Source organism: Veillonellaceae bacterium (assembly GCA_012523975.1).
GTDB lineage: Bacteria > Bacillota > Negativicutes > JAAYSF01 > JAAYSF01 > JAAYSF01.
In genome coordinates, this window is the sequence record JAAYSF010000018.1 from 1 (window position 1) to 10,937 (window position 10,937).

Sequence of the window (10,937 nt, forward strand, 5' to 3'; positions counted from 1 at the left end):
AATATGTTATTAGTAATCAGCACAGTGTGATTTTCAATGTTGCGGATTTCATTTTTGATCTCATTGAGGCCGAAAGCACCGTTATTAACGCTCTCATTGATTATGCGTACAGTATTTTCAATATCTCTGACCTCATTTTTGATTTCGTTAAGACCAAATACGTTATTAGTAATCAGTACAGTATGGTTTTCAATGTTGCGGATTTCGTTTTTAATCTCATTAAGACCGAAAGTAGGATTATTAACACTCTCATTTATAATTCGTACCGTGTTTTCAATATCCCTGACTTCGTTCTTGATCTCATTCAGACCAAATACGTTGTTGGTAATCAGCACAGTATGATTTTCGATGTTACGGATTTCGTTCTTAATCTCATTGAGGCCAAATATATTGTTGGTTATCAGCTCTGTCTGATTTTCAATGTTTCGAACTTCATTTTTGATTTCCTTAAGGCCGAAACATGGGTTTCTAAGAATTCTTTCAATACAGATAGCTTCTTTTTTAATTGCTTTAAGACCAAAACAGCGGTTGGTAACGACATTCTCGATGACACTTACTTCATTTTTAATTTCGTTAAGGCCGAAGAAGTTATTATTAATCGTGTTATTAATTATAGTTGTAGTATTCTCAATGCCGCGAATCTCATTTTTGATTTCATTCAGGCCAAAGGATTTGTTATTGATAGTGTTGTTAATAACAGACACAGTGTTTTCAATGCCCCGGACTTCATTCTTAATCTCGTTTAGCCCGAAAACATTGTTTGTTAGCAGGTTTGTATTGTTCTCGATGACCCGGATTTCATTTTTAATTTCACCTAAGCCGAAAGCACCATTGTTGATTAGATCGTTTATTTCTCGAACTTCATTTTTAATTTCATTAAGGCCAAAAAATTCATTGGTGAGAATATCATTGATGTCGATAATTTCATTCTTAATTTCTCTAAGACCAAAAAGCCCGTTGTTTACCGTAGAATTGATTATATCGACGGTAGTGTTGATTTCAATAATCTCGTTTTTTATCTCTTTTAGACCAAACATTCCATTTGATAAGGTATCGTTAATTATACTTGTCGTGTTTTCGATAATCCGTACTTCATTCTTGATTTCCTTAATGCCAAACGTGCCATTTGTTAAGAGGTCGTTGATTTCAATTATTTCGCTCTTAATTTCGCAAAGGCCAAAAGCTTCGTTAGTCAGCAGGTTTTCAATATCATTTACATCAGTTCTAATTTCCCGCAAGATTAGGGCTGAATTGGATACAATGTTATTGATCTCAATAATCTCTTGCTTGATTTCATTTAACCCGAATTTAGGGTTTTCCAGTTGTTCTAAGATTTTCCGCAATTCTTCCAATATGATACAAAAAACAATTTTTTCCTTAGTGTGGCTGTTGCAGCCGTCCATACAATCAACGACGCATTCTATCTTACGTTTAAGGTCGCATATACAGGCAATAATAGCAGCCGTTTCATTTGGATCGCAGCAGCACCCTCTGAAGGTATCATCACGGCCCAATGTAGTCCCTCCTTCTCAGAGCATTCACTCTTATTTCTTATTACAGTATATGGGGAATATGTTAAGTGGTTACCTAAACAGCATTATCTCTCCTTGATGTTTTTTAGTGACATTAAAATGTCGGCGAAACCAATACCTCTTGTTGGGCAACAATCATCATGCTTGCAGTCGTGTTTACAGTCATGCTTGAAGCAATCATCCTTGAAACAATCATCTTTGCAGCAGTCCTTAAAGCAATCATGTTTGAAACAGTGATCGAAGCAATCATCTTTACAGTCGTCCTTGCAATGATCTTTGCAGCATTTATCAGCGCGATCCAATGCGTCTTCAGGGCTGATAGAAAGTTTTTTAACAAAGTGTGCCGCGCGGTCTTTATCACTCACCGGTAAAACCCTCCGTTTCATTTAATAATTTAATCGACCTAACTTTACAGACGTGAGAGACATAAAACTTCTAGCTAATATTATGATATGTAGCATGCTATTGTATGGTGAGCACGCGTAACATTAAATTTCCCACTTCATATACTGTCATAGCGGGTTATGAGGTGATGTTATGATGAAAGAAGACACAAAGGAATGGACTGTGCTCATCTATGCTAATGGCAATAATGACTTAGAGCCTGAAACGTGGCAAGCAATGCTTGCGGCAGAAGCAAGCTGTCATACTAACATAAATGTTATTTATGAAATTGGCCGAGTGGATACAACACTGGTGAAAATGTTTAGGCCAGGGCTTGTTCTATCTCGAGATTGTAATGAATGGACAGGTGTTCGCCGTTATTTGCTAACAGGCGGCAAATCAGTTTTACTGAATGATTTTGGCTCCAGAAATATGGCTAATCCCCATTGCTTATTCGAATTCATTAAAGCAGGAATAGACGGTTTTCCGGCGGAGCACTATATGGTAATTTTAGGCGGTCATGGTTACCAGTTTGTTGGCTCAATGCCGGATTATAGTCAAGAGCTTCCCTACATTATGGGTTTTCCGGAAATGGCGGATGCATTAGACAGCGCGAGCGTTCAAACTGGCCGAAAAATTGATTTGCTGGTAGCTGATATCTGTTATTTCAACTTTATTGAAGTTGTTTATGAATTTGCCAAGCGGGCGGAGCATGGGGTTAAAAATATTCTTACTTATATTTGCGACGGGCCAATTTGCGGAATGCCCTATGCGCAAATAATTGACCACTTACAGAATAAGCCATCGAATAGTGTGAGCGATTTGATTAAAGGTCTTACGGAAAAATTAAACTTAGACTTGGTTGCTTTCGCGCTCGATTACAATAAGCTTGAAGCAATAAAGCAAAACTTCAACGAACTTGCGGCAGTATATGGTAACACTAAGCCACAAAGCCGGCTAAGTTTAAATGAAATTCTATTTACACGAGACCCCGATTTGCCATGGTATCGCTTAGCGAGTCAGGCTCTGCAGAATTTGGAGGAAATGGTAATAGCTTACAAGCGGATAAGTGATAACGACTATGGTCTGATTAATATTGCCAACACACCGACTGCGAATGCTAAATTAGACTCCTTATATACAAGATTAAGTTTTACTAAAAACAATGCCTGGACTGGGTTGCTTATTGAGCAGTCTAGTGAGCATGATGCCTCAAAGAATGCTGATATTCCGGCCCCTATAGCATTGACTCCGGAAGAAGTGTTTGCCTACATATCCATCATGAATCCTGAATTAGGACAGGATGAAAGAATCTGCATTATTAAGAATCTTATCGAATATAAAAACTGGATGTATCCAGACACATCTACATAAGGTGTTACATAATATATATCAAGCTAAGGCTTTAGCTAAGAAAAACAAGTGAAAGAAGAGGGAAATAATGATTGGTTTCATTATCGGCGTGTGCATCGGTTATTTTTGCAGACCCCTTGTTACTTTGTTTTTTGAGCTTATCGCTAGGCTGTGGGCAAGGTACAAACATGACTTTATAAAATGGGCTGCCGCTGCAGTTCAGTAAAAAACCTACGACTATTAATATTAGATCGTAGGTTTTTTACTTATATATTTTAAAAACTAAGGATAAAAGCATATTTTTTAATACGTGAAGCATAGGAATTTATAATTGATAATAGATAGAAATGAGGGTGGCTGGATGTGGAGAAAAACTCTTTGATCTATGTCGCAGGACACCGCGGCTTGGTTGGGTCGGCAATTATCCGTTATTTGAATAGCCAAGGCTATAAAAATATCCTTGCTCGGACGAGCAGGGAGTTGGATTTACGACATCAGTCAGATGTCGATGCCTTTTTTGCAAGACATCGGCCGGAATATATTTTTCTTGCCGCCGCAAAAGTAGGCGGTATTGCGGCCAATAGCAAATATCCAGCTGAGTTTATATATGATAATATAATGGTAGAAAGTAATGTAATCCATGCTGCTCATAGGTATAATGCAAAGAAACTGCTTTTTTTGGGGAGCTCCTGCATCTATCCGAAATTCGCGCCCCAGCCGTTGAAAGAGGAATATCTTTTAAGTGGCAAACTGGAACTAACTAATGAGTGGTATGCGATTGCCAAGATCGCCGGCATTAAGCTTTGCCAGGCTTATCGAAGGCAATATGGTAGTAACTTTATTGCCGTAATGCCAACTAATCTTTATGGAATTAATGATAATTTTGACCTAGAAACATCTCATGTATTGCCTGCGCTTATGCGTAAATTCCATGAGGCTGCTGTATCCGGAAGTAAGATTGTTACAGTATGGGGAACAGGTTCTCCCCGGCGGGAATTCTTATTTGTCGATGACTTAGCAGAAGCATGTTGTTATCTTATGGACAACTATGATGACGCTGAAATAATTAATATTGGAACTGGCTCTGACATAACCATTCATCAACTTGCAGAGCTTATGGCTGAAATAACCGGATTTAAAGGGAAGATAGAATTCGATGCGAGTAAACCTGATGGTACGCCGATTAAGCTATTGGATGTATCAAAGATTAATAAATTGGGCTGGCGGGCGGGTACCGAGCTGCGTAAGGGAATACAAGTTACGTATGATTGGTTCAAAGAACAATACAGCTTCCAGGAGGAATAATGAATACTGGTATTTGTCCTGGCGTAAAACGCAATTCAAGGTTACATATAGTTCTGGCTTTAATGGTAGGTATAATTATGCTGGGGTTGTTTTGCAAAATAGCGTGGAATACGTTAATTGAGCAGGCAATGGCTGAGTTTGATCAGTCTATAATATTGCTGGTGCGCAGCTTTACCAGTTCATATATGGATTTTTTCATGGTTAATGTTACCAATCTAGGTTCAGCCTCATTTTATGCCCTATTGGCCTTTGTCATGCTGATTATTCTGCTCAGGCGAAAACGTAAGTATGAAGCAGTAACGCTGGTTCTATGTGTGGCCGGCGGCGCGTTTTTAAATGAGGTGCTCAAGCAGTTATTTCAGCGAAGCAGGCCGGACACGCTGCCCCTGATTGATATTGGTGGCTATAGCTTTCCTAGTGGGCATGCAATGGTATCGGTTTGTTGTTATGGTTTGCTGGCCTTTTTGACTATCCGCAGTTTAGCATCTTGGCGGTCAAAGGTTATTGTTTTTATTATAACCAGCATAGTAGTAACAGTAGTGGGGATTAGTAGGATTTATGTCGGGGTGCATTACCCGACAGATGTTTTGGCCGGATTTGCGGTTGGTACGACTTGGCTGGCTTTTTGTATAGCGCTTTTATTATGGTTGGAGCACCGCGTTGTTAAATTCAGCAACATTAATTTGCCATGATTTATTAATTTCCGGCTGGAAATACTATTACCGAACGTATTGAAAGGAGGTAATAGTACTTGGCAAATGAAAAAGTATATCATTACTGGAATGGCAAAAATATCTCAGGACAAGACCATGTTGGTAATAAATTTTTAATTGATGAAGGACCGCGCAATAGTACGACTGAGATGAAATATGAAGTTGGCTGTGATACCATCGCCGCCGACGACTTGCAAACGGGTATAGAATACGAATAATAATAAAAAATATTGACCAACCCGCTTTGAAGAGGGTTGGTCATATTACTTTCACTAAAGCTCGGCGCAGCCGGGGTTTTCTAAAAATCAGCCTGTTTTAACATTGCCTAAAATATATGAAATAAATTGCTGAGCCGTTCGGCCGGAACGTCCGGAATGAGAGAGCTCCCACTTAATAGCTTCGGAGCGGAGCTGGGCAGGACAGAGGGCGATATTATGCTTTTTAGCCATCTCTTCAACTATGGTAAGATACTCCTCCTGATTTGGCTGTAAGTAAGTTAATGTTATTCCGAAGCGGTCGGATAAAGATATTTTCTCGTTAATGGTATCGTTGCGATGAATATCACTGTTATTCTCGCTGCGATCATTCCACAATTCCCGAACTAGATGTCTGCGGTTTGATGTTGCAATAATGATGACATTTGCAGGCTTAGACTCAACCCCGCCGTCTAAAACTGATTTTAGATACTTATATTCAACTTCATAATCTTCAAATGACAGGTCATCAAGAAATAGGATGAACTTTTTGCCCCGATTACGTAAAGAACTCATTAGTTCATGCAAGTATTTTATTTGATGCTTAGCTATTTCGACCAGTCTTAAGCCGTCGGTAAAGTAGCGGTTGACCAATGCTTTGACAGATGAAGATTTCCCTGTTCCCCTAGCCCCGACAAGCAATACATTATTTGCCGGTTTGTTAGCAAGGAAAGCCTCAGTATTGCGAATGAGAGTTTCCTTCTGTCGGTCATAGCCGATGATATCCTCAAGCCTAATCTGATCATAGTGTTTGACACCCACTAAGACCCCGTCTTCACTCCAACGAAAGGCGGCGTATTGGGCCATTTCTCCATGACCAAACCTTGTGTAGTAGTCAACCAGTTTCTTGAATATTTTTTCGGCCGGGCAGCTGCCGGTATTGTCTAGGAAATAGTTTGTCATTTCTTCAATTTTAGACGTGATGGTGCAGTGAGTGGGATGGAAATCTTCGAGAAACTCATTGGTTAAGCACCTTAAATCACTTTTTAGAACGTCCTGCAGAATAGAAATATCATGGACAACGGCTTTGAATAGACTCTCGCCTATTGCGCCGCCAGTTGTTTCTACGGTAGTGCTGAAAATATTTTCGTCGTTTAAAATTAAATACATAAGATAGCTTTTTAATGCATTGCCCTGCAGTTGTAGCTGCTCGGCCTTGGTAAGCAGTTCGTGGGTTATTTGGTAACTTATAGACGGAGCATCATTTACAGCTGAGTCTAGCAGCCTATTAAGGATGGTATCGTTTAAGATATTCCGAAAAATGATTAATTTATTAAGTTCAGTCAGGTTTGACATAGCGGACCTCCAAGAAATTTGGGGTTAAGATTCAATAAACTGATCTATAGGAGCACCGGGAGCCACCATCGGATCTACCCGCAATTCAGGATCGATATTAACAATAATAACGGCTGGTGAATTCAAGCTCATAGCCCAGTCAAAGGCTGATACAAATTCATCGGCAGTTGTTACATTCTTGGCTTCAATACCGCACGATGCAGCGAAACCTACAAAATCGAAGTTTTGCGGTAGGATGGTGCTGGAGTAACGTCGGTTAAAGAATAAATGCTGCCATTGACGGACCATACCTAGAGAACTGTTATTTACGATTACGGTAATTACTGGGAGTTGCTGATGAGCAATTGTATAAAGTTCCATACCCGTCATTTTAAAGCCGCCGTCACCTGCTATTAAAACTACTCGCTTATCAGGATTTGCCGCTTGTGCGCCCATAGCAGCCGGTACGCCGAAGCCCATTGTACCAAGACCTCCTGAAGTAAGCCATGACCGGTGGCCGGTAATATGCAGATGCTGAGCTGCCCACATCTGATGCTGCCCGACATCGGTAACCCAAATAACGGGAGTTCTTACGCTTGACATATGACGAGCAATCCAAGGTACGTTGAGGCTGCTTTGTTCGTATTTAAAGCTATATTGCTGCTGCCAGGCGCGAATCTTAGTCCACCACTCGTTAAGATCTTGTGCCGGCCGCGTATCTAAAGTCTTGGCCAGTCTTTCCAGTGAGTTACGAAGTTCGCTAATCAGCATGATATTGGCAGTAATATTCTTATCAATTTCGGATGCGTCAATATCGAATTGGATAACCGTTTTACCCGATACATAACTATTGGTATCACCCGTAACCCGATCACTAAAACGTGTTCCGACAGCCACTACAAGGTCAGCATTGTGAATAGCGTAATTTGCAGCCCGTTGACCGTGCATGCCGGTAAGACCAAGAAAATTTCGGTTATTATGATCTATTGCTCCTAGGCCCATCAGGGTACTGGCGACAGGTATATTTTGACTTTGGATAAAATCCAGCAATTCTTTACAGGCATTTCCGGCAATAACACCACCGCCAATTACCATAATTGGCCTCCGGGCTTTTGTCAGTGCAGCGGCAGCGGTTTTTAAGGCATCATCATGCTCGGGGTGGTAGTCGGCGTTAAGCTGAACAGCAGGTCGCTTAAGCGAGGTTACCTCTGTTTCACCAAGTAATATATCGCGCGGTACGTCGATCAAGACGGGACCGGGCCGCCCGCTGGCGGCAATTGCGAAGGCTAGATGAATAGTTTCGGCTAATTCTTCGATGTTCTTAACCAAAAAGTTATGTTTAGTAACCGGCATGGTAATTCCTGTAATGTCAACCTCTTGAAAGGAATCGCGACCGAGGAGATGCGTCGAGACTTGGCCGGTGATAGCAACAACAGGCGAAGAGTCCATGAAAGCAGTCGCCAGTCCGGTTACTAAGTTAGTCGCCCCTGGTCCCGACGTTGAAATACAAACACCTACCTTACCCGAAGACCTTGCATATCCATCGGCAGCGTGGGCGGCACCTTGTTCGTGTACTGTAAGGATATGCCGAATTGGCGCATCATACAATGCGTCATATAAGGGCATGATAGCGCCGCCCGGATAGCCGAAGACAGTATCTACTCCTTGCTCTAGCAAACATTTGACGATAATAGTGCTGCCCGACATTCTCATGAAATTACCTCCTAATTAGTTGCTTTTAAGCCATGGCATCATAGCTCTTAATTCCTTACCAACAGCCTCGATAGGGTGGGCCGCTTTGCTCCGCCGCATCGCATTAAATACCGGGCGGTTGGCCTGGTTTTCCAATATCCATTTCCGCGCATATTCGCCATTTTGAATTTCGGCCAATATCTTTTTCATTTCTGCCCGAGTGGCATCAGTCACAATACGACTGCCGGTCATATAATCACCAAATTCGGCGGTATCACTGATGGAATGACGCATGGCCGCCAAACCGCCCTCGTAGAAAAGATCGACAATTAATTTCATCTCATGCAAACATTCAAAGTACGCTGATTCGGGCTGGTAACCCGCTTCAACAAGGGTTTCATAACCGGCGCAGATAAGTTCGGTAACGCCGCCGCATAGCACTGCTTGCTCGCCGAATAGGTCAGTCTCCGTTTCTTCAGCAAATGTCGTTCTTAAAACACCGGCTCTAGTGCCGCCAATTCCTCGCGCATAGGCAAGAGCTAAATCGTCAGCCAACCCTGTGCTGTCTTGATGTACTGCCAAAAGACAGGGAACGCCTTTGCCTTCAGTAAAGGTGCGTCTTACGAGATGGCCAGGCCCTTTTGGCGCAACCATAAAAACATCGACGTCATTTGGCGGTTGAATTTGGTTATAGTGAATATTAAAGCCATGGGCAAAAGCAAGGGCTGCATTCTTTTTTAAATTAGGTTTTACTTGCGTGCGATAAACTTCAGCTTGTTTTTCGTCAGGTAGCAGCATCATAACGATATCAGCAGTTTTTACAGCCTCACTTACTGTTGCAACTTTGAGACCGTCATTTATAGCTTTTTCCCAAGATTTGCTTCCTTCGTATAGACCAACTGTTACATTAACGCCACTGTCTTTTAAGTTAAGAGCATGGGCGTGCCCTTGGCTGCCGTAGCCAATTACTGCGACATGTTTGTCTTGTATAAGTTCCCAGTTAGCATCGTGATCATAATAAAGTTTTTTCATATAAATCCTCCTCATAATTGCAGTGTTTTAACTAATATTACAGGCCTAGATAGGTGAAGTGTAACCATGTTCAAGAGATGCTTGAAACCCCATAGTTGACTGAACTGCAGGCGGGGTAACCTCAGCGGTAACTACGTTAAAGAGTTTATCAAGCTGTCTTAAAAGCTGATTAGCGGTTTTGCAATTTCGGATGCTGATATTAACCAGTACATTGCTAGCTTCAGCTGCTGGCTGGACAACAAGGTTCTCGATTAGGTAACCACGGCGGTAAAGCAAGCCAGTAAGGCGGACAAGGGTATCGGGCTGGTCTTTTAAAATAATAGTAAAAGATTGGCTCATTTGAATTCTCCTTTCACTCATTTTTTTTAAAAATATAAAACCGCCCCTGTCGCGCAGCTAATTAGCGCGACAGGGGCGGAAAGTTCCGCGGTACCACCCTGCATTGTACTCTTGATTCACCGGCCAACACCGGCTGCCCTCTAACGCAGGGCGAACGCTTTAACTTATGACATTGGCAACACATAAACGGTAATCCGTCTAAGTACTACCTCATGTATTCAGCAAAGAGTTCGTGGGTGATTCAGATAATCCGCGCCGCGCCGGTTCGCACCAACCACCGGCTCTCTGCAGCGGGTTTTGCAGATAATCCCGTTCCCAGTCATTACTTTTGTGAGTACGATATTCATTTAAATGTACTTTCTCTTAGTACATGTGCTCTGTTGCATTAGATATTGTATACAATGTTACAAAACAACAATTGAAATGTCAATAGCAAACGTTAAAAAAGTACAAGGTTCTAAATATTTTTTTTGACAATTAAGCCGCTTCCGGAATCCTAACTTACTGTCAAGGATTCGAAGCGGCTTAATTCCTGAATTTATTTCGTGTTAACTTATTTAACTACAACAAGCAGCATTTTAAAGTTTTGTCTGGCTTCCAAGCCGTGGGGAATATTGGCCGGCATAACTACGACTTGGCCTGTAGCTGTATTTATCATTTGGTCACCAACGGTAATCTCGGCTCCGCCGTCGATAATGTAAACTAAGGCATCGCCAGGTGCTGAGTGGGTGCTGATTCCTTCGCCCTGACTAAACGCAAATAATGTTATGCTTACCCGCTCGTTTTGAACCAAAGTAAGACTGATTACTTTACCAGGCTGATAATCGATCAAATCAGCCATCTCTAAAGCTTTGCTAAACTCAATGTTTTTAATAAATTTTTGTTCCATATTCAATCCCTCCAGTTAACTTATCTTGATTAGATTATATCATCTAATATATCCAAATAATGTGATTGCCATCACAACTTGGAGATAGAATCATTCTCAAGTATACTTGCGCACTCTTTGTCCCGTATGTAGCAATAGCTGTTTTACATGCATATAACAAACTATCAGA

At 41.4% G+C, this 10,937-nt stretch carries 11 protein-coding genes; 4 read left to right on the forward strand and 7 right to left on the reverse strand.

Annotation, left to right across the window (positions count from 1 at the left end):
- Both GX348_03200 and GX348_03205 read right to left on the reverse strand, forming a co-directional pair.
- A partial coding sequence (locus tag GX348_03200) for a hypothetical protein (protein NLP41195.1) occupies positions 1-1,514 on the reverse strand: 1,514 nt, incomplete at its 3' end.
- Between the two features lie 112 nt (positions 1,515-1,626).
- On the reverse strand, positions 1,627-1,782 hold the full coding sequence (locus tag GX348_03205; protein NLP41196.1) for a hypothetical protein: 156 nt from the start codon (positions 1,780-1,782) through the stop codon (positions 1,627-1,629).
- A 287-nt stretch (positions 1,783-2,069) separates the two neighbouring features.
- Here GX348_03205 and GX348_03210 point away from each other — a divergent pair, with 287 nt between their 5' ends.
- From GX348_03210 to GX348_03225, 4 genes are all read left to right on the forward strand, one after another.
- Positions 2,070-3,290: a hypothetical protein gene (locus tag GX348_03210; protein NLP41197.1), complete on the forward strand. Its 1,221-nt coding sequence runs from the start codon at positions 2,070-2,072 to the stop codon at positions 3,288-3,290.
- A gap of 342 nt (positions 3,291-3,632) precedes the next feature.
- Entirely contained in the window at positions 3,633-4,574 is a 942-nt protein-coding gene (locus GX348_03215; GenBank protein ID NLP41198.1) for a GDP-L-fucose synthase, read from the forward strand.
- Entirely contained in the window at positions 4,574-5,266 is a 693-nt protein-coding gene (locus GX348_03220) for a phosphatase PAP2 family protein (GenBank protein NLP41199.1), read from the forward strand. The genes GX348_03215 and GX348_03220 overlap by 1 nt, the downstream gene beginning before the upstream one ends.
- A 59-nt stretch (positions 5,267-5,325) precedes the next feature.
- On the forward strand, positions 5,326-5,505 hold the full coding sequence (locus GX348_03225) for a hypothetical protein (protein NLP41200.1): 180 nt from the start codon (positions 5,326-5,328) through the stop codon (positions 5,503-5,505).
- Positions 5,506-5,592: 87 nt separating this feature from the next.
- Here GX348_03225 and GX348_03230 read toward each other — a convergent pair whose 3' ends face one another.
- The 5 genes from GX348_03230 to GX348_03250 all read right to left on the reverse strand — a co-directional run bounded on the left by GX348_03230 (position 5,593) and on the right by GX348_03250 (position 10,768).
- The gene (locus GX348_03230) at positions 5,593-6,837 is read right to left on the reverse strand and encodes an ATP-binding protein (GenBank protein ID NLP41201.1); all 1,245 of its coding nucleotides are present in this window, start codon (positions 6,835-6,837) and stop codon (positions 5,593-5,595) included.
- Positions 6,838-6,861: 24 nt separating this feature from the next.
- A complete protein-coding gene (gene ilvB, locus GX348_03235; GenBank protein ID NLP41202.1) occupies positions 6,862-8,523 on the reverse strand; it encodes a biosynthetic-type acetolactate synthase large subunit in 1,662 nt (553 codons plus the stop codon).
- Between the two features lie 21 nt (positions 8,524-8,544).
- Positions 8,545-9,540: a ketol-acid reductoisomerase gene (ilvC, locus tag GX348_03240; protein NLP41203.1), complete on the reverse strand. Its 996-nt coding sequence runs from the start codon at positions 9,538-9,540 to the stop codon at positions 8,545-8,547.
- Positions 9,541-9,585: 45 nt separating this feature from the next.
- Positions 9,586-9,879: a hypothetical protein gene (locus tag GX348_03245; protein NLP41204.1), complete on the reverse strand. Its 294-nt coding sequence runs from the start codon at positions 9,877-9,879 to the stop codon at positions 9,586-9,588.
- A gap of 553 nt (positions 9,880-10,432) precedes the next feature.
- On the reverse strand, positions 10,433-10,768 hold the full coding sequence (locus tag GX348_03250; protein NLP41205.1) for a cupin domain-containing protein: 336 nt from the start codon (positions 10,766-10,768) through the stop codon (positions 10,433-10,435).
- Between the last annotated feature and the right edge of the window lie 169 nt (positions 10,769-10,937).